Source organism: Microbispora catharanthi (assembly GCF_006334915.2).
Lineage (GTDB): Bacteria > Actinomycetota > Actinomycetes > Streptosporangiales > Streptosporangiaceae > Microbispora > Microbispora catharanthi.
The window spans coordinates 382,726-408,093 of record NZ_VDMA02000003.1 but is presented as its reverse complement, the minus strand read 5'-3'; the positions used below and the strand labels follow the sequence as shown (position 1 = coordinate 408,093).

The window sequence follows — 25,368 nt, the reverse complement described above, 5'->3', positions numbered from 1 at the left end:
GATCGGCCCCACGGCCCCCGGGTGGCGTATCACCCGGGGGCCGGCCGCCTCTGTCTCACGCCGCGCGGGGGGCTCGGCCGCGCGATGCTCACTCGTGCCTGATCGGCCCCGCCCGGTTCAGTTGTTGGGCAGGATGACGGTGCCCGTCGTGTCCGGCACGTCGCCGTCGAGGTCGGTCAGCTTGGCGACCTGGCTCTTCGGCGGCGCCTTGACCGTCACCTTCCTGCCCCAGCCGGCGAACGTGGCGACTTCGGACAGGGTGAAGGTGAAGGAATCGCCCTCGGCCTTCATCTTCAGGTCGACACTGGCCGAGGCGCGGCGGACGAGCTGGTCGTCGCCGACCCACAGCTTCCAGGACACCACGGTCTTGCCGGGGTTGGACGCCAGGCCGGCGAGGCTGTCCTTGACGCTCGGGCTGGCCTTCATGAGCTGGCTCAGCGTGATGGTGCCGCGGTAGAGCGTGGTCTTCGCGCCGTTGACGCTGCCGCCCGGCCCCTTGGCCTTGGTGGTCGCGAGGACCGCCTTGAGGTTGCGCCAGTCGGTGGGGTTCACCGGGTTCGACGAGGAGTTCGGCCGCAGCCCGGGGAGCCGCAGCCAGGTCTTTCCCTCGGGCAGCATGCTCGTGTAGACCCCGCCGGAGAAGTAGCCCGTACTGCCGATGACGATCATGCGGAGGGGCTTCTCCGCGTCCTTCAGGTCCTCGTCCTCGTCCTTCAGCAGGTCGCTGTATTTGGCTTTCTGCGTGCTGTCGGAGGCGATGACGCCGGACCGGCCGAAGGCGTAGCCGCCGTTCGCGGTGAATTTGACGGCCGTGACGCCGGCCATGCTCAGCGTGCCCGAGGACACGAATCGCACGCCGTGGCCGGCGGCGAACTGCTGGCGCAGCGCCGCCACCGGGTCGGCGGCGGGGGCCTGCGCCTGAGTAGAGGGCTGAGCCTGCGCGGGGGCGGCGACGGCGGGCGCCACGAGGGCGGCCGTCGCGGCGCACGCCAGCGCCATGAGTGCTCGCTTCAAGGTGATTCCTCCCGTAAGTGCCCTCATGATCATGAGGGCAGCCGGGGAATCTTCTCGAACCATGATCACAGGAAAGTCACGATAATCCATATTTCCTGTGAGTCTTCAGCTAGTGGCCCGTTATGCCAGTTGATTATCAATTCGCCGCCACGAAACGTTTGATTGCGGGCCATCGAACTCCTCGCCGTATCGAGAGCCGGGACTCGTGGACGGTCTGCATGCGCTGCGGCGGGAGCGGCCGGTGGGCGGCCGACGCGGGGCCGTTCGGGGGCCGGGCCCCGGGCGGCGGTTACGCTTCGGGCAGCGGGCACCGTAGGGAGGTCTCATGGCAGGCAGGATTCGGGTCGTCGTCGCGAAGCCGGGGCTCGACGGGCACGACCGCGGGGTCAAGGTGGTGGCGCGGGCGCTGCGCGACGCGGGTATGGAGGTCATCTACACGGGGCTGCATCAGACCCCGGAGCAGATCGTCCGTACGGCGATCCAGGAGGACGCGGCGGCGATCGGGCTGTCCATCCTGTCCGGCGCACACATGACGCTGTTCGCCCGGCTCTTCGAGGTCCTGCGCGAGGAGGGCGCCGAGGACATCGTCGTGTTCGGCGGGGGCATCATCCCCGAGGCCGACATCCCCGAACTCGCGAAGATGGGGGTCGCCAGGATTTTCACGCCCGGGTCCACGACGCAGGAGATTGTGGAATGGGTCCGTTCGGCGGTCCCAGCCACCGTTTAGGTATTTTGCCCAACCTTGCCGTACATGAGAGTTGTTGGCAAGGCTCCAGTGGGACCCGACGACGCGCCCACGCTCGTACGGGGACTAGGCTTCATGCGCGGAAACGCCGGGCGGGACGACGGCGCCCGGCCTCGGACATCAAAAGGGACGGACCCTCGTGGACCTGTTCGAACATCAGGCGAAGGAGCTCTTCGCGGAGTACGGCATCCCGGTGCCGCGCGGAATCGTCGCGCACACCGTGGAGGAGGCGCGGGCGGCTGCCGAGCAGCTCACCGGACGCGTTGTCGTCAAGGCCCAGGTCAAGACCGGCGGGCGCGGCAAGGCCGGCGGCGTGAAGGTGGCCGACGACGCCGCCGACGCGCAGGCGAAGGCGACGCAGATCCTCGGCATGGACATCAAGGGCCACACGGTCCACAAGGTCCTGATCGAGGAGGCCAGCCAGATCGCGGAGGAGTACTACTTCTCCTTCCTTCTCGACCGTGCCAACCGCACCTTCCTCGCCATCTGCTCCGCCTCCGGCGGCATGGACATCGAGGAGGTCGCGCACACCGCGCCGGAGAAGGTGGCGAAGGTGCCGGTCAGCCCGCTGACGGGCGTCGACCGCGCCAGGGCCCGCGAGATCGCGGTGGCGGGCGGCCTGCCGCAGCAGGCGCTGGACGGCGCCGCCGAGCTGATCGAGAAGCTCTGGGCCGTCTTCGTCGACGAGGACGCCTCGCTCGTCGAGGTCAACCCGATGATCCTGTCGGCCGACGGCCAGGTGAAGGCGCTCGACGGCAAGGTCACCCTCGACGACAACGCGAACTTCCGCCAGGCGGAGCACGCCGCGTACGTCGACAAGGCCGCGGAGGACCCGCTGGAGGCCCGGGCCAAGGAGAAGCACCTCAACTACGTCAAGCTGGACGGCAACGTCGGCATCATCGGCAACGGCGCGGGCCTGGTCATGTCCACGCTCGACGTCGTGGCGTACGCGGGCGAGGAGTTCCCCGGCCAGCCCAAGCCGGCCAACTTCCTCGACATCGGCGGCGGCGCATCGGCCGAGGTCATGGCGAACGGCCTGGAGATCATCCTGTCCGACCCGTCGGTGAAGTCGGTCTTCGTGAACGTCTTCGGTGGAATCACCGCCTGCGACGCCGTCGCCAACGGCATCGTCTCGGCCTTCCAGCTCTTGCAGAGCCGGGGCGAGGAAGTGACCCACCCGCTGGTCGTCCGCCTGGACGGCAACAACGCCGCCCTGGGGCGGCAGATCCTGGCCGACGCCGCGCTGCCGCGGGTCGAGCTGGTCGACACCATGGACGAAGCGGCCAAGCGTGCCGCCGAGCTCGCCGCGGTAGGTGCGTAATGGCTATCTGGCTCACCGAGAACAGCAAGATCATCGTGCAGGGCATGACCGGTGGTGAGGGCACCAAGCACACCCGCCGCATGCTCGCCGCCGGCGTGAAGGTCGTGGGAGGCGTGAACGCCCGCAAGGCCGGCATTACCCACGAGGGCCTTCCGGTCTTCGGCACGGTCAAGGAGGCCATGGAGCAGACGGGCGCCGACGTGTCCGTCGTCTTCGTGCCCCCGGCCGCCACCAAGGCCGCCGTCCGCGAGGCCATCGACGCCGAGATCCCGCTGTGCGTGGTCATCACCGAGGGCGTGCCGGTCCACGACACGACCGAGTTCTGGGCGTACGCCGTCTCCAAGGGCAACAAGACCCGCATCATCGGCCCGAACTGCCCCGGCATCGCCTCGCCGGGCGCCTCCAACGCGGGCATCATCCCGGCCGACATCACCACCAAGGGCCGCGTCGGCCTGGTGTCGAAGTCCGGCACGCTGACCTACCAGCTCATGTACGAGCTGCGTGACATCGGCTTCTCCACCTGTGTCGGCATCGGCGGCGACCCGGTCATCGGCACGACGCACATCGACGCTCTCCAGGCGTTCCAGGAGGACCCGGAGACCGACGCGATCGTGATGATCGGCGAGATCGGCGGCGACGCCGAGGAGCGCGCGGCGGCCTACATCGACGAGCACGTGACCAAGCCGGTCGTCGCCTACGTCGCCGGGTTCACCGCGCCCGAGGGCAAGACCATGGGCCACGCCGGCGCGATCGTGTCCGGCTCCGCCGGCACCGCCCAGGCCAAGAAGGAGGCCCTGGAGAAGGTCGGCGTCCGCGTCGGCCGCACGCCCAGCGAGACCGCCCGCCTGATGCGCGAGATCATGTCCAGCCGCTGATCGCGCGTACATCCGACTGTCGTCCGCGACCTTGCGCTCCTACCGCCGCGGTGGTGCGAGCGCAAGGTCGCGTCGTTTTCGGGCCCGGCCGGTACGCGTGCCAATGCGTCCGGATTGCGTACTCCTCGGCGTGGCGACGTGGAGGGAGGCCGCGGGGCTGGGATGATGCGGTAGCGTGACGGGCCTTCTCGATCAGTTCAGGACCGCTCCCCGCGCCGTGCTCGGCCGCATGGGCGGCGGCGACGACGAGGAGACCCGCCGTCCGCTCCCCGTCTCCGGCATGCTGGCCGCGGTCGGGACGCTCGGCGTCGGCCTCGCCGTGCTCACCACGCTCACGCTCATCGGCTGGATGGCCGCGCCCCGCGGGCCGTTCGGCGAGGGCCTGCCCGGCGTCTTCCGCACGGCCTGCCAGCTCTGGCTCGCCGCCCACCACGCCGGTTTCGCGATTCCCGGCGGCCGGGTGGGCCTGCTGCCCATCGGCCTGATGATCCTGCCGGGGGTGCTGCTCTACCGGGCCGGACTGTGGATGGCGCGGGACGCCGACCTGCGGGTGCGGATGCCGGCCCGGCTGCCCAAGGGCACGCCGCGCGACCTCGAGAACGCCCGGCGCCGCGCCCAGCTCGCGCTCATCGCCCAGGCCGGAATCTCGCTGGCCGCGCCGTACGCGCTGCTCGCCGGGGTGATCGCCCTCGTCTCCGGCAACGAGGTCATGCAGCCGTTCCTGGGGGAGGCGTTGATCAGCCATCTGCTGCTGGCCTTCGTCACCGGCTCGGTGGCCACCGCCCGCACGATCGGGCCGTGGCGGTCGATGCTGCGCCTGCTGCCCGAGCGCCCGCGGTCGCTCGTGGTCGGCACGGCCGTCGCGACCTCGCTGATGCTCGTGGCCGGGGCCGTGCTGGTCCTCGGGTCGGTGGTGGTCAACTTCGCCCGGATCCAGCAGATGTCGGAGGTCCTCAGCCCCGGAGTGGTCGGCGGCCTGCTGCTCCTGCTCCTGGAGGTCCTCTACTTCTTCAACGCCGTCATCTGGGGCATGGCATACATCTCGGGGCCCGGGTTCGCGGTGGGCGCCGGGACGCTGGTCGCTCCCACCGGGGTCAAGCTGAGCGCGGTGCCCATGCTGCCGCTGCTGGGCGCCCTGCCGTCGTCCGGCGCCGCGCCCACCTGGGTCATGGGCGTGATCGCGGTGCCGTTCGCGGCCGGGGCGGTCGCCGGCGTGGTGACGGCCCGCGTCGCGCCGACCCCGTCGATCGAGGCCGCGCCGCTGTGGGGGTTCGTCTGCGGGATCACCTCCGGCCTCGTCGCGGGAACGCTCGCCGCGCTGTCGGGCGGCCCGCTCGGCGGGGCGGGCCTGGCCGCGGTGGGGCCGTCTCCCTGGGAGGTGGCGCTGTCGGTCACGCTCGAGGTCGGCGTGGCCGCCGGCATCTCGGCCGGCATCGCGAACTGGTGGCTGATCTCCCGGCGGCCGGCCACCCCGCCCGAGCCGGTGCGGAAGGCCGGCGCCGTGATCGCCAAGGCGGCCGGGCGGGTGCGGCCCGCCCGCGGCGCCCACCTGCCCGGCCACTGGCTGGACGCCACCGAGGCGGACACCCAGCCGATCCCGGTCATCAGGGACGACTGGACCGACGAGCACGCCGCGGCGGCGGCGGAGACCTTCGACGACATGGGCGCGCGGCGGGCCGACGTCATTCCCCCTGTAGCCGACATCCCGCGCAAACCGGCCGCGAAGCGTCGTGCCCCGAGCCCCCCGCCGAAGCCGCGCAAGGACATCGTGGACGAGAGCGACGACCGCGGGGGTCACGTCATCTACGTCGATCCCTACGCCTGGGACCGCGACTGACTCCGAGGCGGCTCGGCGACGGCCGAGGCGAGGCGGTCCCGCAGATCCGTCAGGCGGGCGATCTCGGCGTCCAGGGCGGCGATCCGGCGTTGCACGACACCGCTTCCGCTTCCGCTGCCGCCGGAGCAGCCGGGGCTGCCGTACGGCGGGAGCGTGTCGCCCTCCAGCAGGTCCAGGCGGTCGGCGCAGCGGGCGACGTCCTCGAGGGTCAGGCCGAGGGTGAGCAACTGGCGCACCAGGCGGATGCGGGCGATGTCCCGCGGGCCGTACTCCCGCTGGCCTGACGAGGTCCGCGGGGGCGGCAGGAGCAACCCGCGCTGCTCGTACAGGCGCAACGCGCGTGGCGTGGTCCCGGCCGCCGCCGCGGCGTCGCCGATCCGCATGAGACCTCCTGTGCCGTGCTCAGGCTTCTACGACGACCGTTCCCACGTGCCGCCCCTCGAACAACTCACGCAACGCCTGCGGCGCGCGTTCGATGCCCGCGATCCGCGTGTGCGGGAAGACGACGGCGCCCGAGCGGAGCCAGGCGCCGAAACGCTCCGTCCACTCCGCGTGGATCTCGTCGCCGACGCCGGTGAGGCCGCGGAGGGTGATGTTCTTGGCGATGAGCTGGAAGGCGTCCAGCTCCACCGGGGCCGTCGTGCCGCCGGACGCGGCCGACAGCTGCGTGGCCAGGGTGCCGACCACGACGAGGCGGGCATCGGGCCGCGCCGCGGCCACCGCCGCCTGAAGCTGCTCTCCGCCGACGGTGTCGACGACCACGTCGACGCCGTCGGGCGCAGCCTCGGCCAGCCGCCCGGCGATCGGGCTCCCGTCGCGGAGCACCACCGCGTCGTAGCCGAGTTCGGCGGTCATGCGCTCGGCCTTCGCCGGTGAGCCGGTGGTGCCGATCACGCGTGCCGCGCCCAGCAGCCGGGCGACCTGGCCGGCGAGCGACCCGACGCCTCCGGCGCCCCCGGTGACGAGCACCGTCTCGCCCGCACGCAGGCGGGCGATCCGGGTCAGGGCGGCGTACGCGGTGGCGCCAGAAGCCAGGTACGCGGCCGGATCGGGCAGGGCGTCCCCCAGCGGCGCGGACACGGGGACCACGGCGTACTCACGCCAGCCCTGGAAGTGCGCGACCAGGTCGCCCGGCCGCAGACCGCCGTCATCCGTGCCCTCGACGAAGGGGGCCGTGACGACCTCGCCGACGGCCGGGCCGAACAGCGCGTCCCCGGGACGAAGCGGGGGGAAGGGCGTGCCCGGCACGCCTCCGGCGATCAGCGTGCGCAGCGAAGGGAAGACCTGGAACCAGCGGTTGCGCACCAGGACCTCACCGGCCCCCGGCACGGGCAGCGGGACCTCGGCCACGGTCAGGTGCTCGGGGCCGGGAAGGCCGGACGACGGAACCTCGGCGAGCCGGATCTCCCGTGCGGCGCGGGGCAGGGTTCGGGGCATGGGGAACTCCTACGGTGTCGGAGGGGAACCGCTCGTGCGGCACAGCCGCACGGCCCCGCGACGCTAACCCCTGACCCGCGCGTCAAAGGCAAGACCTGTGAGCCGTTCGCGACGGCGCGGACGGCTCACCTGCGGTCGTGCGGTCAGGCGGGCGCCGGGACGCCCGCGGGCCAGGCCACGCCCATCTTCCGCTCGAACGCCCGCATCAGCTGCTCGGAGCAGTCCTGCTGGGCCGCCACCGTGCCCGCGCCCTTGCGGCACTCGTTGTACGCGGTGAGTTCGTCGGAGAAGTAGAGCTGGAATCCCGTGGTCACGATGCCCAGGACGAACGCGAGCGACGAGAGCACGACGGCTCCGGTCGCCATCCCGATCCCGCGTCGTTCGCGGTTGAGCAGGCGCAGGTCACGGATCGCGATAACGATCGCGAACAGTGACAGCGCCAGCCCGGCCGCCGGCAGCATCAGTGTGAAGACGAGCGCCATGATGGCGAGCACGAGGGCCCTGCGCCCTCCGGTTGCAGGGGTCGGCCCCTGTAGGGGTGTTGTCACGGTCTCCTCGCCTCGCGTTCCGCATAACCCGTCGTAAGTCGTGATGGCCGGCGCCCGATACGCTTTAGCTGCGTCGAGGGACGGCCCTCCACGCTCGACCACTCTCTAAGGAACCATCTCCCGGCAATCACCTGCAAAACGAAGGCAGCTCACGAAGGAGTTCCGCTCTGTCCGTCCGGCTCGTCGTCCTCGTCTCGGGTTCGGGGACCAACCTGCAAGCGCTGCTGGACGCGGCGGCAGACGACGCGTTCGGCGCGGCCGTCGTGGCCGTCGGGGCCGACCGCACCGGCATCGAGGGCCTGGCCCGGGCCGAGCGCGCCGGCGTCCCCACGTTCGTCGAGCGGGTGGGCGACCACCCCACCCGGGAGGAGTGGGACGAGAGGCTGGCCGGGCGCATCGCCGAGCACAAGCCCGACCTGGTGGTCTCCGCCGGGTTCATGAAGATCCTCGGCTCTCGCGTGCTGGGCGCGTTCCCCGTCGTCAACACCCATCCGGCGCTGCTGCCCGCCTTCCCAGGCGCGCACGCCGTGCGCGACGCCCTCGCGTACGGCGTCCGCGTCACCGGTTGCACGGTCCACCTCGTCGACGCCGGCGTGGACACGGGCCCGGTGATCGCCCAGGAGGCGGTGCCCGTACGGGAGGGGGACGACGAGGAGTCGCTGCACGAGCGCATCAAGACGGTCGAGCGACGCCTCCTCGTCGAGACGGTGGGCCGCATGGCCCGCGAGGGCTGGACCCTGACCGGGCGGACCGTGCGCCTGGGAACGGGACGAGTCGCAGGACAGGCCGCAGAAGGCCCGACACCAGGAAGGATCACGAAGTGACCCGCATCGCCATCCGCCGTGCGCTGATCACCGTTTACGACAAGACGGGTCTCGAAGACCTGGCGCGGGGGCTCGAGGCCGCGGGCGTGGAGATCGTGTCGACCGGCGGCACCGCCGCCGCGATCGCCTCCTACGGCGTGCCGGTCACGAAGGTGGAGTCGCTCACCGGATTCCCCGAGTGCCTGGACGGACGGGTCAAGACCCTCCACCCGCGGGTCCACGCCGGGCTGCTCGCCGACGGCGCCAACCCCTCCCACGTCAAGCAGCTGGAGGAGCTGGAGATCGAGCCGTTCCAGCTCGCGGTGGTGAACCTGTATCCGTTCGCCGCCACGGTCGCCTCCGGCGCCTCCGACGCCGAGTGCGTCGAGCAGATCGACATCGGCGGGCCCGCGATGATCCGCGCCGCGGCCAAGAACCACGGCACCGTGGCCGTGGTCGTCGACCCTGCGGCGTACGGCGAGGTGCTCGCCGCGGTCGCCGAGGGCGGCTTCACGCTCACCGAGCGCAGGAGGCTGGCCGCCACGGCGTACGCGCACACCGCCGCCTACGACGTCGCGGTCGCGTCCTGGTTCGCCAACGTGTACGCGCCCGAGGGCGAATGGCCGTCCTTCATGGGCGCGGCGTGGAAGCGCAAGACCGCCCTGCGGTACGGCGAGAACCCGCACCAGGGAGCGGCCCTCTACACCGGCGGCAAGGACGGCCTGGCCAACGCCGAGCAGTTCCACGGCAAGGAGATGTCCTACAACAACTACGTGGACGCCGACGCCGCCTGGCGGGCCGCCTGGGACTTCGCCGAGCCGTGCGTGGCCGTCATCAAGCACGCCAACCCCTGCGGGATCGCGGTGGGCGCCGACGTGGTCGAGGCGCACCGCAAGGCGCACGACTGCGACCCGGTCTCCGCCTACGGCGGAGTGATCGCGGTCAACCGCGAGGTGACCCGAGAGCTGGCCGAGCAGATCGCGCCGATCTTCACGGAGGTGGTGGTCGCGCCGTCGTTCGCGGCGGACGCGCTCGAGGTGCTCAGGGAGAAGAAGAACATCCGCCTGCTCGCCTGCCCGCAGGGGCCGTCGAACGCCGCGGAGTTCCGCCGCATCGACGGCGGCCTGCTCGTGCAGACGGTGGACCGGGTGGACGCGCCGGGCGACGACCCGTCCACGTGGGAGCTCAAGGCCGGAGAGGCGGCCTCGCCCGAGGTGCTGGCCGATCTGGCCTTCGCCTGGCGGGCCTGCCGCTCGGTGAAGTCCAACGCGATCCTGCTCGCCTCCGGCGGCGCGACCGTCGGCGTCGGCATGGGCCAGGTCAACCGGGTGGACTCGGCCCGGCTGGCGGTCTCCCGGGCCGGCGAGCGCGCGGCCGGGTCGGTCGGCGCCTCCGACGCGTACTTCCCGTTCCCTGACGGCCTCCAGGTGCTGGCGGAGGCCGGGGTGAAGGCGATCGTCGAGCCGGGCGGCTCGATCCGCGACGAGCTGGTCATCGAGGCGGCGAAGGAAGCGGGCATCACGCTCTACTTCACCGGCACCCGGCACTTCTTCCACTGATCGCGAAGGCCGACGTACCGCCACGGAGAGGCGGCCGTTGGGATGGATGGGGTGAAAAAGGCACGATCACCCCGATGGGGCGGTTAGCCTGAAGCGCCCACCCCATCCTCCCCACGGAGTCCCTCCATGCCCCTTGATACGATCATGAGCTCCTTCGCGACGATGAACGGCGTGTGGAACAGCCCCATCGCGCTGCTGCCCGTCGCCGCGCTGGCCGCCTACTTCGGTTGGCGGATCGTGGAGTTCATCCCCTTCACCCGCCGGATCATCGAGCGGCGCGAGGGGGGACAGTAAAGCATCCGGAAGGATCACCCGGAAGGACAGGGAGAGCCATGACCGCGCGGCTTCTGGACGGCAAGGCGACCGCCGCCAAGATCAAGAGTGAGCTGGCGGAGCGGGTGAAGGCCCTGGCCGCCCGGGGGGTCACCCCCGGCCTGGGCACGATCCTCGTCGGCGACGATCCGGGCAGCCAGATCTACGTCGCGGGCAAGCACCGCGACTGCGCGGAGGTCGGCATCACCTCCATCCGCAAGGACCTTCCGGAGAGCGCCAGCCAGGCGGACGTGGAGGCCGCGGTCGACGAGCTGAACGCCGACCCGGCCTGCACGGGCTACATCGTCCAGCTGCCGCTGCCGCGCCACCTGGACACCCAGGCGCTCATCGAGCGCATGGACCCGGCCAAGGACGCCGACGGCCTCCACCCGGTCAACCTGGGCAGGCTCGTCCACATGGTCGACGCCCCGCTGCCGTGCACCCCGCGCGGCATCGTGGTCCTCCTCCAGGAGTACGGCGTGCCGCTCAAGGGCGCCGAGGTCGTCGTGGTCGGCCGGGGCATCACCGTGGGCCGGCCGCTGGGCCTGCTGCTCACCCGCCGCGCGGAGAACGCCACCGTCACGCTCTGCCACACCGGCACCCAGGACCTGGCGTCCCACGTGCGCCGGGCGGACATCGTGGTCGCCGCCGCCGGGGTGCCCCACCTCGTGACCGCCGACATGGTCAAGCCCGGCGCGGCCGTGCTCGACGTGGGCGTCTCCAGGGTCGACGGGAAGCTCACCGGTGACGTGGCCCCCGACGTACGCGAGGTCGCGGGCTTCGTCGCCCCCAACCCCGGCGGAGTGGGGCCGATGACCCGGGCCATGCTGCTGGCCAACGTCGTCGAGGCCGCCGAGCGGGGCTGATCCACCGCCCGGCAGGATCCTCCCGGCGCCCCTCCGCGCGCCGGGACGCCTCACCCGCGTGTCCCCGGTCGATCACGGGACGTACAGATACCAGCGCGCGACGCTCTCACGTCCGACCCGCCGGGCTACGGCGCCTGCCTCTTCGCGGCCTTGTGGGCGAGCGAGTGACGGCCGGGGCGAGGCCGCCGGGGCGATCCATGGGCGAGGCGCTTGGTCTCCTGCTCGCTCGTGGACCGGGACGGCGTCTGCGCGGGCGCGTGCAGTTGCTGGGCGAGCCAGGGCAGGGCCTGGGGAAGCTCCCTGTTCCAGGTGGCGAAGTTGTGGCCCCCGCTCGGCAGGATCAGCGAGGACGCCCGCATGGGCGCCTTCACGGCCGCGATGAAGTCCGTCGTCGCCCGGTAGTCGGACTCGCCCTGACGGCTGCTCGCCACCAGGACGGACACCGGCGGGGCCGGCAGGTTGGACAGCCGCCACATCAGGTCGTTCTCGTCCCGGAGCCGCCGGTTCCCGCCGAACAGGTCGCCCGTGGTCACGTCCACCGGGGCGTGGAAATACCCGGACAGGGACACCGCGGCCGAGAACGCCTCGGGGTGCCGCATGGTCAGCTTGAGCGCGCAGTAGCCTCCGGTCGATTCGCCGAGAACGCCCCAGCCGGCGGCTCCGGTGCCGACCCGGAACGCCGCGGCCACCGCCCGCGGCACGTCCGAGGTGAAGTACGTCTCGACCTGCGGTCCACCCGGCACGTCCACGCACTCGGTGTCCCGGGGCGGCGCGACCGTCGGGCGCATCAGCACCAGGACGGTCGGGCCGATCTCGTGGGTGAGGATCGAGGTCGCCGTGAGCGTGGGCATGTCGAGCCGGGTGACCAGGTTCTCCGCGTCGCCCGGATAGCCGGTCAGCCCGAGGATCACAGGGAAGCGCCGGCCGGCGTACTTCGTGTCGAAATACTGCGGCGGCAGGTACACGTACGCCGACGAGCTCAGTCCGGTCCTCGCCCCGGCGATCGTCACCTCCTCCAGACGCCCCGCGGGCAGGCCGGCCTTCGGCCTGGTGACCTCCACCGGCCTGCTGCCGAGCACCCGGACGAGGCCCGCCCCGCCGGCCGCCGCACCCGCCGAGCCTGCCGTGATCGCCGGCGCGTCGGCCGCGTTCGTCCCCAGCAGGTCGCCCCACGAGCCGAAGAACCCGAAGTACGCGTTGACCACGACGGCGATCGCGAGCAGCAGCAGGGTCTGGTCCGCGACGAGCACGCCCACCCGCGCGGCGACGGAGCGCCAGGACGGCCCGCTCAGCCGGGGCCACATCCAGACCGTCGCGACCAGCCCGCCGACGGCGAGCGCGACGAACAGGACCTGCACGTGCGCCGTTGTGAGCTCCAAATCCGGCCTCTCCTAAAGTCCCCCGTGGTGCCGGTTCATGTAAAGGTACTCGCGAGGCGTAAGGGAGCGGTTAAGGATCGCGATCCTTGCTCCCGGAGCGGATATCACCACTTAAGGTCTCGTCCCGTGAGCCGTCGGACACACATTTCCCGGAACGGGATAGCGCGTCCATGGGTGCCCGCAGCGGCAGCGTACGCCGCGCTGTTCATCGGCATCCTGGACATCGTCAAAGGCGTGTTCCCGCGCCTGCGCGGAAGCAGGATCAGCGAGATCGCGAGCGTCCTGCCGGGCAGTGTCACCACGCTCGCCGAGACGGCGTCGTTGCTGGTCGGCATTTTGCTGATCATGCTTGCCCACGCTCTCAGGCGGCGTAAGGCACGGGCCTGGCGCGCGGTCGTGGTGCTGCTGCCGGTGGGCACCGTGCTCGAGGGGCTGCACCGGCACCCGGTCGCCGCGTCGGTGTCGCTGCTCCTGTGCGTGGTGCTGCTGGTCAACAGACGGGAGTTCTACGCCCTGTCCGACCCGCGCTCGCGCTGGCGGGCGCTGTGGAACCTGCTGGTGCTCGGCGCGTTCGACGTCGTGATCGGGTGGATCCTCGTCGCCACGCGCCACCGGACGGTCGCCGGCCACCCCGGAGTCGGCGACCAGCTGCGGCACGTCGTGCTCGGCCTGGTCGGCCTGGAGGGGCCGGTCGTGTTCACGTCCGAGCGCACCGGCGACCTGGTCTACTTCTCGCTCGCCGGGCTCGGCGCGCTCACCGCCGTCACCACGATCTACCTGGCCCTCCGGCCGGAACGGCCGGTCGCGGCGCTCACCGGGGACGACGAGCGGCGTCTGCGGGCCCTGCTCGACCGGTACGGCCGGCAGGACTCGCTCGGATACTTCGCGCTCCGCCGGGACAAGAGCGTGATCTTCTCGCCCAGCGGCAAGGCCGCCGTGGCCTACCGCGTCGTCGCCGGGGTGATGCTGGCCAGCGGCGACCCGATCGGCGACCCGGAGGCGTGGCCCGGCGCGATCAGGCGGTTCCTGGAGGAGGCCAGGCGGCACGCATGGGTCCCTGCCGTGATCGGATGCGGCGAGACCGGCGGCGGGGTGTGGACCAGAGAGGGCGGCCTCGACGCGCTGGAGATCGGGGACGAGGCCGTCGTGGAGGTGTCCGGTTTCACGCTGGAAGGCCGGGCCATGCGCAACGTGCGCCAGATGGTCAAGCGGGTGGAGCGGCTCGGCTACACCTGCCGGGTGCGGCGGGCGGGCGATCTGAGCGAGGCGGAGCGCGAGCGCATCCGCAACGCGGCCGACTTCTGGAGAGGCACCGAGACCGAGCGGGGCTTCTCGATGGCGCTCGGCCGGTTCGGCGACCCCGCCGACGCCGGCTGCCTGGTGGTCACCGCCCACCGGGCCACGCCCGAGGGCGAGGAGTCGCCGGGCGGGGACATCCGGGCCGTCCTGCATTTCGTGCCCTGGGGAGCCGACGGCATCTCCCTCGACCTCATGCGGCGCGACCGCGAGGCCGACCCTGGGCTCAACGAACTGCTGATCGTACGGGCCCTGCAGGCCGCGCCGGACTTCGGCGTGACCAGAGTGTCGCTGAACTTCGCGATGTTCCGCTCCGCGCTGGCGCGGGGGGAGCGGCTGGGGGCGGGGCCGGTGCTGCGCGCGTGGTGCGGCATCCTCGTCTTCCTGTCCCGCTGGTTCCAGATCGAGTCGTTGTACCGCTTCAACGCCAAGTTCAGGCCGCTGTGGGAGCCGAGGTTCCTGGTCTACCCGACCGCCCGCGATCTGCCGCGCATCGGCGTCTCCGCGCTCCAGGCGGAGGCGTTCCTCACGCTGCCGGGCCCGTCGGACTGGGGCAGGCTACTGCGCCGGCGTCTCAGGAAGCCGGTAGAGGTGTTCGGGCCGGCCGGTGGTTCCGTACCTGAGCCCGACGGTCAGCCGTCCGTCGGCGGCGAGGTCGGACAGGTAACGCTGCGCGGTGGCCCGGGACAGCCCGAGCCGGGCGGCGAGGTCCGCTGAGGTCACCGGCCCCCCGGCGGCGCGCAGGGCGTCGATGACGAGCTGCGCGGTGTGGCTCGACCGGCCCTTCCTGACCGCGGCGTCGACCCGGTCGCCCTCGTGCAGCATGCGGACCGCGCGGTCGATCTCGGCCTGGCTCAGCGACGCGGCGCCGCCCAGCCGCCGGTGGAACCGCTCGTACGCGCGGAGCCGCTCGGCGAGGTCACCCTCGGTGAAGGGCTTCACCAGGTAGTTGACCACCCCACGGCCGAGCGCCTCGCGGACGACCCCCGCCTCGGCGGCGGCGGTCAGCATGATCACATGCCCGCCGAGGTCCGGGACGATCGAGGTTCCGGGCGCGTCCGGAAGATACTGGTCGAGCAGCACGAGGTGGGGTCGCAACCGCCCGGCGAGCGCGACGGCCTCGGCGGCGGTGTGGGCGATGCCCGCCACCTCGAACCCCGGCACCCGGCCGACATAGCGCGCGTGGAGGTTGGCGACGCGGAAGTCGTCGTCGACGACGAGAACCCGGATCACGGCACCCCCACGGACCCGGCGGACCGGGCTCCGGACAGGTGAGGCGCGGGCTCGACAGCGCCGGGGATCCGCGCGACGAAGACCGCCCCGCAGTCGGCGCCGGAGGGCCGGGTCAGGGCGAGGTCGCCGCCGTGCCTGCGGGCGACGCGCCGTGCGAGCGCGAGTCCGACACCGTGCGGGCGGGCGTCGTCGGCGCTGGTGGTGAAGTCCTGGTCGAACAGCCAGTCGCAGGCCTGTGGCGGGACGCCGTCACCGCTGTCGACGACGACGAGGTGCAGGATGCCGGCTTCGGCCAGCAGTGACACCTCGACCCAGGCGGGCCTGCGGGCGCCGGAGCGCGCCGCGCTGATCGCGTTGTCCACCAGGTTGCCCAGGACCGTGACCATGTCGAGCGGGCAGGTGAGCGGACCGGGCAGGAACGAGTCCTGGCTGAGCCGCAGGTCGACCGCGCACTCGGAGGCCACCGCCGTCTTCGCGGCCAGCAGCCCGCGGACGTACGGGTCGCGCAGCCGCCCGCCGTCGCCGTACTCCGTCGCGAGGGGATCGTCGGCGAGTTCGCGGAGGTAGGCCGCGGCCTCGTCACGATGTCCCAGGCTGAGCAGGCCGGACAGCGTGTGCAGCCGGTTGGTGTACTCGTGGGCCTGCGCGCGCAGCGCGTCCGACAGCGCGCGCACCACGTCGAGTTCGCGGGTCATCTCGTCCAGGTCGGTGCGGTCCCGCAGCGTGACCACGTGGCCGAGGTCATGCTGCCCGCGCCGCACCAGCCCGGCCGTGGCGACCAGCATCCTGTCCTCGGTGGCGAGGAGCACCCCGCGGACCGTGCGGCGCTCGGCCAGGAGCGTGCGTACGCCGGCCGGCAGGCCCGCGTCGCCGACCGCGGTGCCCGAATCCGGCATGCCGCCGAGGAGCCGCGCGGCGGCGTCGTTGCAGATCGTGATCCGCCCGGCCGCGTCCACCGCCAGCACGCCCTCGTCGATGCCGTGCAGTACGGCTTCGCGCTCCCGGAGCAGGTCGGCGAGATCGGAGGGCTCCAGCCCCAGCGTCTGCCGCTTGAGGCGGCGCGCGAGGCCGGCTGAGGCGGCCAGGCCGAGCAGCAGCGCGAGACCGGTGAACCCGGCCGCGCCCCGCAGCAGGTCGCCGACCCTCCTGGACACCTCGCCGGCCGCGATCCCCACGCTGACCTGGCCGGCCACCCGCCCGGCGCCGTCCAGCACGGGCACCTTGCCGCGCGCCGACAGGCCGAGCGTGCCGCGCTCGAAGGTGACGACGTCCCGGCCGGCGAGCGCCTCCGGCTCGGTGCTCACCCGGTGCCCGATCCTCGCGGGGTCCGGGTGGGAGTACCTGATGCCCTGGTCGTCGGCCACCACCACGAACAGCACTCCGGTACGGCGGCGTACCTCTTCGGCCCGCCGCTGCACCTGCGGGCCGGGGGAGTGGGCGGCCACCGCGCGTATCACGATGTCGTCGGCGGCGACGGCGCGCGCCACGGCGAGCGCGCGCTGCTCGTACTGGCGCTCGAGTTCCGCGTGCAGCAGGTACGCCACCAGCGCGAAGCCGAGACCGATGATCAGCAGGAGGACCGCGACCTGCACGAGCAGCGCTTGGGTCGCGAAACGGGGGTGCGGACGCGGCCTAGGAGGGTCGGCCCAGGGCATGCCCAGCACGATACCCGCCAGGTCTCGTGACACAAGGGTGAGCAGAAAGCGCAGAACGCGAAGTATGCGCATTACCCGAACAAGTGGCACAAGCCTGGTCGGCCTCTTCACCCCGGCCTACGGTCCCGGAGAGCCTTCGCACAACGGTTTTCCTGAAGGAGTGAACTCGTGGCCGAATCACCACCCGCGATCGAGTTGCGGGGTGTGACGAAACGTTTCCGTTCCCGCGACGGCGCGGCCCACACCGCGACCCGCGACATGTCCTTCACCGTACGCCAAGGGGAGTTCGTCAGCGTGGTCGGGCCGACGGGATGCGGCAAGTCCACCAGCCTGTCGGTGATCTCGGGGCTGGCCCCGGCTGGCGAGGGCGAGGTCCTGGTCCACGGCCGCCCGGTGACCGGCATACCCGACCGGCTCGGGTACATGTTCCAGCAGGACGCCGTGCTCCCGTGGCGTACGGTCCTCGACAACGTCGCCGCGGGCCCGCGGTACCGGGGCGCGCCCAAGCGGGCCGCGCGTGAGCAGGCCGCGGACTGGGTCGCGCGGGTCGGGCTCGCGGGCTTCGAGCGGTACTACCCGCACCAGCTCTCCGGGGGCATGCGCAAGCGGGTCGCGCTCGCCCAGACGCTGATCAACGAGCCGTCGATCCTGCTGATGGACGAGCCGTTCGGCGCGCTCGACGTGCAGACCCGGGAGCACATGCAGGACCTGCTGCTCGAACTGTGGTCCGGCACCCGCGCGGCGGTCGTCTTCGTCACCCACGACCTGACCGAGGCCATCGCCCTCGCCGACACCGTGGTGGTCATGACGGCGGCGCCCGCGACGGTCAAGGACGTCGTCCGCGTCGACCTCGCCCGGCCGCGCCGGGTGGAGGAGATCCGGCTGGAGGATGCCTTCCTCGACGTCTACCGGCGGGTCTGGGACTCGCTGCGCGAAGAGGTCGAGATCACCCGGGCGAGAGGAGCCCGCCGTGCAGCCTGAGGCCGTGGCCGCCGCCCCGCCCCCGGTAGAGGACGCGCAGGCGTCGGCCCCCGCCCGCCGCCGCCGGTTCCCGGCACCGAAGATCACGGTCACCCGGGTCCTGCTCGTGGTGCTGTGGCTGGGCAGCTGGGAGGTCGCCACCGCCGGCTGGCTCGACCCGTTCTACTACTCCCGGCCCAGCGCGATCTGGGGCCGGCTCGTCGACTGGTTCACCAAGGGAACGGCGTTCGGTTCGATCTGGGAGCAGATCGGGGTCACGCTGGAGGAGGCCGTCCTCGGATTCGCGGCCGGATCGCTCGCCGGGATCGTGCTGGGCGTGCTCCTCGGCCGGGGCCGGTTCATCGCCGAGGTGTGCGCCCCGTTCATCAAGGCCGCGAACGCGATCCCGCGCATCGTCCTCGCCTCGCTGTTCGTGATCTGGTTCGGCCTGGGCATGTCGTCCAAGGTCGCCACGGCCGTCGTGCTGGTGTTCTTCGCGGTGTTCTTCAACGCCTTCCAGGGCGCCCGCGAGGTGGACAGGACGCTGGTCGACAACGCCCGCATCCTCGGCGCGAACCCCCGGCAGATCCTCACCTCGATCGTGCTCCCGAGCGCCACGTCGTGGATCCTCGCAAGCCTGCACGTCGCCTTCGGCTTCGCGCTGATCGGGGCGATCGTCGGCGAGTACACCGGCGCGGACAAGGGCCTCGGCCTGCTGATCAACCACGCCCAGGGCACGTTCGACGCCGCGGGCATCTACGCCGGGATGATCATCATCACGGTCGTCGCCCTGCTCGCCGAGTGGCTGCTCACCCTCCTCGAACGCCGGCTGCTCGCCTGGCGCCCCCCGTCGTCCTCCGCCGCCGCCGACGCGCAGATCTGATCGGAGCCCCCCCATGAACGCGTTGCCCCGCCTCGTCACCGTCACCGCCACCGGCCTCGCCCTGGCGCTCTGTCTCACCGGCTGCCGCGACTCGCGCGCCGGCGCGCAGCCGGGCGGAACGCCGACCGTGAAGATCATGGTCGGCGGCATCGACAAGGTCATCTATCTGCCCGCCAAGCTCACCGAGCAGCTCGGATACTTCAAGGCCGAGGGACTCGACGTCCAACTGCTGTCCGAACCGTCCGGCGCCCAGGCCGAGAACGTGCTCGTGGCGGGCGATGTGCAGGGCGTCGTCGGGTTCTACGACCACACCATCGACCTGCAGACCAAGGGCAAGTGCATCCAGAGCGTGGTCCAGTTCGCCGATGTGCCCGGCGAGGTCGAACTGGTGGCCGCGGGCAAGGCCGGTGAGATCACCTCGCCCGCCGACTTCAAGGGCAGGCGCCTGGGCATCACCAGCCCGGGCTCCTCGACGGACTTCCTGACCCAGGCCCTGGCCGTACGGAACGGGGTGCGGGTCGAGGACTTCACCCGGGTGAAGGCCGGGGCCGGCCCCACCTTCATCTCCGCCCTGGACAACGGCGGCATAGACGGCGGCATGACCACCGACCCCACGGCGGCCCGGCTGACCACCACGGGCAAGGCCAAGGTGATCGTCGACATGCGGACGGAGGAGGGGACGAAAGCCGCGTTGGGCGGCCTCTACCCGGCCAGCTCGCTCTACATGGACTGTGCCTGGGCCAAGGCGAACAAGCCCGTCGTACGGAAGCTGGCCGGCGCCTTCGTCAAGACGCTGCGGTTCATCAACGACCACTCGGCCGAGGAGATCGCGGCGAAGATGCCCGCCGAGTACGCCGGGGACGACGCGAAGCTGTACGTCAAGGCCATCGGCGACACCAAGACCATCTTCACGAAGGACGGGGTCATGCCCGCCGACGGCGCCAGGAACGTGCTGGAGGTGCTCGGCTCCTTCTCGCCCAACGTCAAGGGCAGGAAGGACACGATCGACCTCGGCGCCACCTACACCACGGAGTTCGTCAGCGGCGGGTGAACCCGGGCCTCCGCGGCCTACGCGCAGACGCCGGGGAGGTCGCAGAGCTTGGCGGCCATCGTCCGGGCGTCCTTGATCAGCGGGCGGAACTGGGAGAGCGGAAGGCTCTTGGTCACCAGGCCGGTCCTGACGTAGACCGCCACCGCGCTCCCCTTGCGGACGATGACGGTGCGGGAGCGGTTCTCGAAGAAGAAGCCGCCGACCCGGAGGGCCTCGTCGCCGACGTCGGTGCTCTTCCACGTGTACGAGTGACGGTTCGGGCCGCGACCTCCCGTGCCGCACTCGGCCAGGTCGGCGCGCACGGACTTCATCGCCGCCTTCGCGGCCTGCTCCGACGGGTAGAGCACGACCTGCTCGCTCCGGTAGACGGTCTCCGCCACATAGGTGAACGTGCGGCTCGCGCTGCGGCCGTCGCGTGCGGTTTTGTGGCCGCACGGGTTCACCTCAAGGGGCTTCTTCAGGCTGTCGGTGAGCTTCAGGTGCTCCCACGGCCTGCGCGGGCCGTCCACCTTGGCCTCGTCCAGCAGGAAGCCCTTGGGCAGCGTGGCCGGGGCCGGCGCCTGGCCCGCGCCCGTCACCGTAGCCGTCACGCGCGCCACCGGTGCCGCGACCGCGTGACTCGCGCCCATGCCCGTAGCCGTCACCGTCGCCGCGGCGGCCGCCGCCACGGACGTCAGAACCCTGCGCATCGCACGCTCCCTTGCCGATCGGTTGTCATCCCGTTCGACGGGGCCTTCGCGGATTTTGTTCGGCACGTTGCGCGGCTCGCTCCGGCCATGGGCCGTTCGGAACGCTCCACTGGCCGCCGGGGGCGGGACGGCTTCCGCCCCCCGGCGGCCGGTGTGCCGCTGGTTCAGGACGCTCGGCGGCCCGCGCCGGCGCGAGGCTGCGGTTCCGGCTCGGCCGGTCCGGTCGCCCGCTGCGGCGGCACGACCGGCGTGGGCCGCACCAGGCCGAGGGCGACGACCTCGTTGGCGAGCCGGGTGCGCCGGTTGGTGCCCTCCGGGATGCGGAACTTTTGGTAAAGCCGCAGCAGATGTTGCTTGACCGCCGCCTCGGTCACCACGAGGTCGTCGGCGATCTCCCGGGCCGTCGCGGGCGCCACGAACGCCTCGTCGGACAGCGCGGGACGGCACAGCGAGGTGAGGACGTCGACCTCCCGGCGGGTGAGCTCCGGCGCCGCGGCGCGGCGCAGCTCGACCTCGGGGGCGAGGTCCTCCCTCGGGATCCCGCCGACCCGGGCCCGGGCGGCTCCGAAGGAGACGACGTCGCCGTCGTCCAGCACCCTTCTGGCGATCGGCCTGCCGTTCACCCGTGTGCCGTTGCGGGACAGGCCCAGGTCCACGACGTACAGGTAGGGCCCGCGACGGACGAATTCGGCGTGCAGCCGTGACACGCTCGGATCCGTCAGCCGGATGTCCACGCCTCGGCCGCGGCCGATCGTGGTGACGTCGGGGCGCAGCGGCACCACCTCGCCGCTGTCCTCGATCCGTATGAACGGCCCCTCCACGGCAGTTCCTCCCCAGGTAGCCCGCCGTTACTTTCCCTATAGCTGCGGCTTACCCACCCGTGGCGAGGGGGAATCGCCTTTGCCATGAGCAGAATCAATCCTGAAACTGGTCTGGACCTTTGAGGGGCGCTTTACCTGCTCACGGGTAGACTTCGGGCGGAGATAAGCGGAGGAAACACTTATGGCGGACAAGCCCACCAAAGGCCTCGCCGATGTCGTCGCCGCGTCCACAGCGCTCAGCGACATCGACGGCAAGGCCGGCCGTCTCTTCTACCGGGGATACGACATCCACGACCTGGCCGGCCACGCCACCTTCGAAGAGGTGGCCCACCTGCTCCAGCGCGGCACGCTGCCGACCCGCCGGCAGCTCGCGGACTACGGCGCGGAGCTGGCCGAAGGCCGCACCCTGGGCGCGCTCGTCGAGAGCAACATCTCCGAGGTCGCGGGGAAGCAGGGGCCCATGGAGGCGCTGCGCACCCTGGTCTCGCTGGCCGGGGCCGACGACCCGGACAAGGACTCCAACGCCGCCGACGCCAACCGCCGCAAGGCCGCCAGGCTCACGGCGCAGCAGCCGGTCCTCGTCGCCCGCTACCACGCGGCCAGGACGGGGGCGGACATCCCGGCGCCCGATCCCGAGCTGAGCACCGCCGCGAACTTCCTGCTGCAGATCACCGGCCGCCGTCCCGAGCGGCGCGAGGTCGAGATCTTCGACACCTGCCTGGTGCTGCACGCCGACCACACGATGAACGCGTCCACGTTCGCCGCCCGCGTGTGCGCCGCGACGCTGTCCGACATGCATTCGGCGATCGTCGCCGCCGTCGGCACGCTCAAGGGCCCCCTCCACGGCGGGGCGAACGAGCAGGTCATGCGTACGCTGGAAGCGCTGGACCCACGCGGCGTCGCGCAGGCCGTACGGGACAAGCTGGCGGCGGGCGAGAAGATCATGGGATTCGGGCACCGCGTCTACAAGACCGAGGACCCCCGTGCGACGCACCTGCGGCGGATGTCGCAGGAGCTGGCCGAGGCCTCGGGCGACGACACCTACTACCGGATGTCGCGGGAGATGGAGGAGGTCGTCTTCGCGGACAAGCACCTGTACCCGAACGTCGACTTCTACGCGGCGACCGTCTACCACTACCTCGGCATCCCGACGGACCTGTTCACGCCCGTGTTCTCGGTCAGCCGGATGTCCGGATGGACCGCCCACGTGATCGAGCAGCACGCCGACAACCGGCTGATCCGGCCGGACAGCGAGTACATCGGCGAGCGCGACCAGAAGTGGGTGCCCATCGACGAGCGGTGAGAGTGAGGAACGCGCCGAGGACCGCAGTGGCAGGCATGGGAGAGACGTGAGAACGAGCGAGAGCACGGCCTGGGGGCCGTACCTGCTGGTGGTGGCGGGTGCGGCCGCCGGGCTGTGCGTGATCGGCCTGGGTGTGCCGGTGCCCGCGGGCGGTGCGATCATGGGATGTGGCTTTCTCGCCGGATCCCTGGTCCGGGTGACGGTCTCCGAACGGCGGGCGGGCGCGCTCGCGGTGCGCAGCAAACGGATGGACGCGCTCACGCTGGCGGCGTTCGGCGCGGCGCTCGTCATCGGCTCGCTGCTCATGCTGCTCCAGCTGCACGACTCGTAGGGACACGACCTCGTCGCGGACTTACCACAGCCGTCCGATAGCCTCAACGGCCAGTGAGCCTCAAAAAGGACGTGCTGGCCAGTTAATTCAGAAGGGGAACCCCACGCATGCCCAAGATCAAGGTAGCGGGCCCGGTCGTCGAGCTCGACGGCGACGAGATGACCCGGATCATCTGGCAGTTCATCAAGGACCAGCTGATCCTTCCCTACCTCGACGTCGACCTGAAGTACTACGACCTCGGCATTGAGCACCGCGACGCCACCGACGACCAGGTCACGATCGACGCCGCCAACGCCATCAAGCAGTACGGCGTGGGCGTGAAGTGCGCGACGATCACGCCGGACGAGGCCCGCGTCGAGGAGTTCGGCCTGAAGAAGATGTGGAAGTCCCCGAACGGGACGATCCGCAACATCCTCGGCGGTGTCATCTTCCGCGAGCCGATCATCATGTCGAACGTCCCGCGGCTCGTGCCCGGCTGGACCAAGCCGATCGTCGTCGGCCGTCACGCCTTCGGCGACCAGTACCGCGCCACCGACCTGAAGATTCCCGGCGAGGGCACGCTGACGCTGACGTTCACGCCGAAGGACGGCAGCGAGCCGATCGAGCTCAACGTCTTCGACTTCCCCGGCTCCGGCGTCGCCCTGGCGATGTACAACCTGGACGAGTCGATCCGCGACTTCGCCCGTGCCTCCATGCGGTACGGCCTCAACCGCGGCTACCCGGTCTACCTGTCCACGAAGAACACGATCCTCAAGGCGTACGACGGGCGGTTCAAGGACATCTTCGCCGAGGTCTACGAGACCGAGTTCAAGGCCGACTTCGAGGCCGCCGGGATCACCTACGAGCACCGCCTGATCGACGACATGGTGGCCGCCTCCCTGAAGTGGGAGGGCGGGTACGTCTGGGCCTGCAAGAACTACGACGGCGACGTCCAGTCGGACACGGTGGCGCAGGGCTTCGGCTCGCTCGGCCTCATGACCAGCGTGCTCATGACCCCCGACGGCCGCACCGTCGAGGCCGAGGCGGCGCACGGCACGGTCACCCGCCACTACCGTCAGCACCAGCAGGGCAAGCCGACCTCCACCAACCCGATCGCCTCGATCTTCGCGTGGACCCGCGGCCTGCAGCACCGCGGCAAGCTCGACAACCAGCCCGAGGTCATCGACTTCGCCGAGAAGCTGGAGCAGGTCTGCGTCGAGACCGTCGAGGGCGGCCAGATGACCAAGGACCTCGCGCTCCTGGTCGGCGGCGACGCCGAGTGGCTGACCACGCAGGACTTCCTCGCGGCGCTCGACGAGAACCTGAAGAAGAAGATGGCGCTGTAACGAAAGCTGTCACGAGAACGGGCCTCTGCCTGCGGTTCCACCGTCAGGCAGAGGCCCGTTCGCCACTCTGGGCCGTCTGCGGGCCGTCAGGCATCCCGGGCGGCCCCGAACACGGCCGCGACGGCTCTCCGGCTCGAATTCTCATCCGCCCTGTCTCGACCGCGCCGACGACGTCGAGTGGCGGCTGACCACGTCCGTCACCGGGCGAGAACGTCACGGATCGCCTGTACCACTGCCTCGGGGCGGCGGAACGGCAGCGTGACGTGCCCCGCGTCCTCCACGATGCGGTTCTCACCGCACGGCACGGAGGCGGCGAACTCGTTGTAGAGGCGCGTTTTGCCGCCGTTTTCCGCCTGGAGCAGTTCCTCGGAAGTGCCCGCCGACACCGCCCGCTTGAACGGGTCGACGGCCACCGCGGTCAGGATGATCATCGGTACGTCGGGCAGCGGGCCCGCGGCGCGGATTTCGTCGTGAACGGCTTGGATGTTCGCGGCCTCCCGGATGCCGGTGAGCAGCCATTCACGGCTCACGTGGCTGTAGACGAGCGGGTCGCGCAGGCCGGCAGGCCATTCGGCCATCTCCTTTTCGAACAGGACACGGTAGAACTCCAGGATCTCTCTGGGCAACTCGTCGGGAAGGGCGTCGGCGGGGTCCCATGCGTCCCATCGTTCGACCAGTTCGCGCGGCATATAGGCGCGGTAGTCCTCGTGGGCCGGTTCCATCAGGACAAGCCCGGCGACCTCGTCGGGGAAGCGGATCGCGTAGTGGCGGGCGTACAGGCCGCCCAGCGAGTGCCCGGCCAGCACGTAGGGGCCGGGAATCCCGGCGATGTGCAGGAGGGCGCGGAGTTCGTCGGTGGCCTCGGTGGACGAGCGGGGCAGGTCGATGCCGCCGCTCCACCCGGTCCCGGCCCGGTCGTATAAGACGCTCGTGGTGAAGGCGGCGGCGCGTCGCTGGGCGTCCCAGTAGTCCATGCCGACCGCACCGGCTCCGGGGAGGAACACGACGGCGGGGCCGCCACGCCCTTCTCGATGCAGCAGCAGCTTGCGGCCGTTCACGTCGTAGTACTCGCCCAGGGGTGGCTTCATGGCCGGTGTCCCTCCTGCGATTCCAATTTTGGGAATG

General features: G+C 71.3%; 24 protein-coding genes and 1 pseudogene. 15 read left to right on the top strand and 10 right to left on the bottom strand.

Annotated elements, in window-relative coordinates; genetic code table 11:
* Positions 1-117: 117 nt before the first annotated feature.
* The gene (locus tag FH610_RS07565; protein WP_139573553.1) at positions 118-1,014 is read right to left on the bottom strand and encodes a hypothetical protein; all 897 of its coding nucleotides are present in this window, start codon (positions 1,012-1,014) and stop codon (positions 118-120) included.
* Between the two features lie 325 nt (positions 1,015-1,339).
* On the opposite strand from FH610_RS07565, the gene FH610_RS07560 reads away from it, so the two are divergent.
* From FH610_RS07560 to FH610_RS07545, 4 genes are all read left to right on the top strand, one after another.
* Positions 1,340-1,741: a coenzyme B12-dependent isobutyryl CoA mutase small subunit gene (locus FH610_RS07560; protein ID WP_076433118.1), complete on the top strand. Its 402-nt coding sequence runs from the start codon at positions 1,340-1,342 to the stop codon at positions 1,739-1,741.
* Between the two features lie 157 nt (positions 1,742-1,898).
* Positions 1,899-3,080 (top strand): ADP-forming succinate--CoA ligase subunit beta, encoded by a 1,182-nt coding sequence (gene sucC, locus FH610_RS07555; protein WP_139573552.1) that lies wholly within the window; start codon positions 1,899-1,901, stop codon positions 3,078-3,080.
* Positions 3,080-3,955: a succinate--CoA ligase subunit alpha gene (gene sucD, locus FH610_RS07550; protein WP_079318281.1), complete on the top strand. Its 876-nt coding sequence runs from the start codon at positions 3,080-3,082 to the stop codon at positions 3,953-3,955. Before sucC ends, sucD begins: the two co-directional genes overlap by 1 nt.
* 175 nt (positions 3,956-4,130) lie before the next feature.
* Positions 4,131-5,792, top strand: coding sequence for a cell division protein PerM (locus tag FH610_RS07545; RefSeq protein WP_139573551.1), 1,662 nt, complete (start codon positions 4,131-4,133; stop codon positions 5,790-5,792).
* Here FH610_RS07545 and FH610_RS07540 read toward each other — a convergent pair.
* The 3 genes from FH610_RS07540 to FH610_RS07530 all read right to left on the bottom strand — a co-directional run bounded on the left by FH610_RS07540 (position 5,771) and on the right by FH610_RS07530 (position 7,777).
* Positions 5,771-6,175 (bottom strand): MerR family transcriptional regulator, encoded by a 405-nt coding sequence (locus tag FH610_RS07540; RefSeq protein WP_139573550.1) that lies wholly within the window; start codon positions 6,173-6,175, stop codon positions 5,771-5,773. The two genes, FH610_RS07545 and FH610_RS07540, sit on opposite strands and share 22 nt — an antisense overlap.
* A 19-nt stretch (positions 6,176-6,194) precedes the next feature.
* Entirely contained in the window at positions 6,195-7,229 is a 1,035-nt protein-coding gene (locus tag FH610_RS07535) for an MDR family NADP-dependent oxidoreductase (RefSeq protein WP_139573549.1), read from the bottom strand.
* A gap of 143 nt (positions 7,230-7,372) precedes the next feature.
* Complete coding sequence (locus FH610_RS07530) at positions 7,373-7,777, bottom strand: hypothetical protein (RefSeq protein ID WP_139573548.1); 405 nt, start codon at positions 7,775-7,777, stop codon at positions 7,373-7,375.
* A 167-nt stretch (positions 7,778-7,944) separates the two neighbouring features.
* On the opposite strand from FH610_RS07530, the gene purN reads away from it, so the two are divergent.
* The 4 genes from purN to FH610_RS07515 all read left to right on the top strand — a co-directional run bounded on the left by purN (position 7,945) and on the right by FH610_RS07515 (position 11,317).
* The gene (gene purN, locus FH610_RS07525; RefSeq protein WP_139573547.1) at positions 7,945-8,601 is read left to right on the top strand and encodes a phosphoribosylglycinamide formyltransferase; all 657 of its coding nucleotides are present in this window, start codon (positions 7,945-7,947) and stop codon (positions 8,599-8,601) included.
* Positions 8,598-10,139 (top strand): bifunctional phosphoribosylaminoimidazolecarboxamide formyltransferase/IMP cyclohydrolase, encoded by a 1,542-nt coding sequence (gene purH, locus FH610_RS07520; protein ID WP_139573546.1) that lies wholly within the window; start codon positions 8,598-8,600, stop codon positions 10,137-10,139. The genes purN and purH overlap by 4 nt, the downstream gene beginning before the upstream one ends.
* Before the next feature lie 126 nt (positions 10,140-10,265).
* Positions 10,266-10,433 carry a hypothetical protein gene (locus tag FH610_RS43235; RefSeq protein ID WP_167538689.1) on the top strand — a complete coding sequence of 56 codons (168 nt, stop codon included), beginning with the start codon at positions 10,266-10,268 and terminating at the stop codon, positions 10,431-10,433.
* Between the two features lie 38 nt (positions 10,434-10,471).
* On the top strand, positions 10,472-11,317 hold the full coding sequence (locus tag FH610_RS07515; protein ID WP_139573545.1) for a bifunctional methylenetetrahydrofolate dehydrogenase/methenyltetrahydrofolate cyclohydrolase: 846 nt from the start codon (positions 10,472-10,474) through the stop codon (positions 11,315-11,317).
* A gap of 125 nt (positions 11,318-11,442) precedes the next feature.
* Here FH610_RS07515 and FH610_RS07510 read toward each other — a convergent pair whose 3' ends face one another.
* Positions 11,443-12,696, bottom strand: coding sequence for an alpha/beta hydrolase (locus FH610_RS07510; RefSeq protein WP_139573544.1), 1,254 nt, complete (start codon positions 12,694-12,696; stop codon positions 11,443-11,445).
* On the opposite strand from FH610_RS07510, the pseudogene FH610_RS07505 reads away from it, so the two are divergent.
* Positions 12,676-14,448, top strand: a pseudogene (locus FH610_RS07505) (phosphatidylglycerol lysyltransferase domain-containing protein); the annotation flags it as partial. The gene FH610_RS07510 and the pseudogene FH610_RS07505 sit on opposite strands and share 21 nt — an antisense overlap.
* Before the next feature lie 102 nt (positions 14,449-14,550).
* On the opposite strand, the gene FH610_RS44250 reads toward FH610_RS07505, so the two are convergent.
* Together FH610_RS44250 and FH610_RS07495 are read right to left on the bottom strand one after the other, a co-directional pair.
* Positions 14,551-15,225 carry a response regulator gene (locus tag FH610_RS44250; protein ID WP_139573543.1) on the bottom strand — a complete coding sequence of 225 codons (675 nt, stop codon included), beginning with the start codon at positions 15,223-15,225 and terminating at the stop codon, positions 14,551-14,553.
* Positions 15,222-16,880: a sensor histidine kinase gene (locus FH610_RS07495; RefSeq protein WP_139573542.1), complete on the bottom strand. Its 1,659-nt coding sequence runs from the start codon at positions 16,878-16,880 to the stop codon at positions 15,222-15,224. The genes FH610_RS44250 and FH610_RS07495 overlap by 4 nt, the downstream gene beginning before the upstream one ends.
* 168 nt (positions 16,881-17,048) lie before the next feature.
* Here FH610_RS07495 and FH610_RS07490 point away from each other — a divergent pair, with 168 nt between their 5' ends.
* Genes FH610_RS07490 through FH610_RS07480 form a run of 3 tightly spaced genes read left to right on the top strand, consistent with a single transcriptional unit; the run spans position 17,049 to position 19,774 of the window.
* Positions 17,049-17,861 (top strand): ABC transporter ATP-binding protein, encoded by an 813-nt coding sequence (locus tag FH610_RS07490; protein WP_139573541.1) that lies wholly within the window; start codon positions 17,049-17,051, stop codon positions 17,859-17,861.
* Positions 17,851-18,723, top strand: coding sequence for an ABC transporter permease (locus FH610_RS07485; RefSeq protein ID WP_240808821.1), 873 nt, complete (start codon positions 17,851-17,853; stop codon positions 18,721-18,723). Before FH610_RS07490 ends, FH610_RS07485 begins: the two co-directional genes overlap by 11 nt.
* A gap of 13 nt (positions 18,724-18,736) precedes the next feature.
* A complete protein-coding gene (locus FH610_RS07480) occupies positions 18,737-19,774 on the top strand; it encodes an ABC transporter substrate-binding protein (protein WP_139573539.1) in 1,038 nt (345 codons plus the stop codon).
* 17 nt (positions 19,775-19,791) lie between these two features.
* Here the strand turns inward: FH610_RS07480 and FH610_RS42760 are convergent, their stop codons facing one another.
* Together FH610_RS42760 and FH610_RS07470 are read right to left on the bottom strand one after the other, a co-directional pair.
* Positions 19,792-20,463 (bottom strand): hypothetical protein, encoded by a 672-nt coding sequence (locus FH610_RS42760; protein WP_161627936.1) that lies wholly within the window; start codon positions 20,461-20,463, stop codon positions 19,792-19,794.
* Between the two features lie 164 nt (positions 20,464-20,627).
* Complete coding sequence (locus FH610_RS07470) at positions 20,628-21,284, bottom strand: FHA domain-containing protein (protein WP_139573538.1); 657 nt, start codon at positions 21,282-21,284, stop codon at positions 20,628-20,630.
* Between the two features lie 181 nt (positions 21,285-21,465).
* On the opposite strand from FH610_RS07470, the gene FH610_RS07465 reads away from it, so the two are divergent.
* The 3 genes from FH610_RS07465 (at position 21,466) to FH610_RS07455 (ending at position 24,243) form a co-directional block, all read left to right on the top strand.
* Positions 21,466-22,587, top strand: coding sequence for a citrate/2-methylcitrate synthase (locus FH610_RS07465; RefSeq protein WP_139573537.1), 1,122 nt, complete (start codon positions 21,466-21,468; stop codon positions 22,585-22,587).
* A gap of 46 nt (positions 22,588-22,633) precedes the next feature.
* The gene (locus FH610_RS07460; protein ID WP_139573536.1) at positions 22,634-22,918 is read left to right on the top strand and encodes a DUF3017 domain-containing protein; all 285 of its coding nucleotides are present in this window, start codon (positions 22,634-22,636) and stop codon (positions 22,916-22,918) included.
* 107 nt (positions 22,919-23,025) lie between these two features.
* Positions 23,026-24,243 carry an NADP-dependent isocitrate dehydrogenase gene (locus tag FH610_RS07455; protein WP_139573535.1) on the top strand — a complete coding sequence of 406 codons (1,218 nt, stop codon included), beginning with the start codon at positions 23,026-23,028 and terminating at the stop codon, positions 24,241-24,243.
* 197 nt (positions 24,244-24,440) lie between these two features.
* Here the strand turns inward: FH610_RS07455 and FH610_RS07450 are convergent, their stop codons facing one another.
* The gene (locus FH610_RS07450) at positions 24,441-25,331 is read right to left on the bottom strand and encodes an alpha/beta fold hydrolase (RefSeq protein WP_139573534.1); all 891 of its coding nucleotides are present in this window, start codon (positions 25,329-25,331) and stop codon (positions 24,441-24,443) included.
* Between the last annotated feature and the right edge of the window lie 37 nt (positions 25,332-25,368).

Excerpts from the sequence above, each read along its gene's own strand:
- FH610_RS07560 (WP_076433118.1), top strand. The coding sequence starts at position 1,340 with ATGGCAGGCAGGATTCGGGTCGTCGTCGCGAAGCCGGGGCTCGACGGG.
- sucD (WP_079318281.1), top strand. The coding sequence starts at position 3,080 with ATGGCTATCTGGCTCACCGAGAACAGCAAGATCATCGTGCAGGGCATG.
- FH610_RS07540 (WP_139573550.1), bottom strand. The coding sequence starts at position 6,175 with ATGCGGATCGGCGACGCCGCGGCGGCGGCCGGGACCACGCCACGCGCG.
- FH610_RS07535 (WP_139573549.1), bottom strand. The coding sequence starts at position 7,229 with ATGCCCCGAACCCTGCCCCGCGCCGCACGGGAGATCCGGCTCGCCGAG.
- FH610_RS43235 (WP_167538689.1), top strand. The coding sequence starts at position 10,266 with ATGCCCCTTGATACGATCATGAGCTCCTTCGCGACGATGAACGGCGTG.
- FH610_RS07515 (WP_139573545.1), top strand. The coding sequence starts at position 10,472 with ATGACCGCGCGGCTTCTGGACGGCAAGGCGACCGCCGCCAAGATCAAG.
- FH610_RS07495 (WP_139573542.1), bottom strand. The coding sequence starts at position 16,880 with ATGCCCTGGGCCGACCCTCCTAGGCCGCGTCCGCACCCCCGTTTCGCG.
- FH610_RS07480 (WP_139573539.1), top strand. The coding sequence starts at position 18,737 with ATGAACGCGTTGCCCCGCCTCGTCACCGTCACCGCCACCGGCCTCGCC.
- FH610_RS42760 (WP_161627936.1), bottom strand. The coding sequence starts at position 20,463 with ATGCGCAGGGTTCTGACGTCCGTGGCGGCGGCCGCCGCGGCGACGGTG.
- FH610_RS07465 (WP_139573537.1), top strand. The coding sequence starts at position 21,466 with ATGGCGGACAAGCCCACCAAAGGCCTCGCCGATGTCGTCGCCGCGTCC.
- FH610_RS07455 (WP_139573535.1), top strand. The coding sequence starts at position 23,026 with ATGCCCAAGATCAAGGTAGCGGGCCCGGTCGTCGAGCTCGACGGCGAC.
- FH610_RS07450 (WP_139573534.1), bottom strand. The coding sequence starts at position 25,331 with ATGAAGCCACCCCTGGGCGAGTACTACGACGTGAACGGCCGCAAGCTG.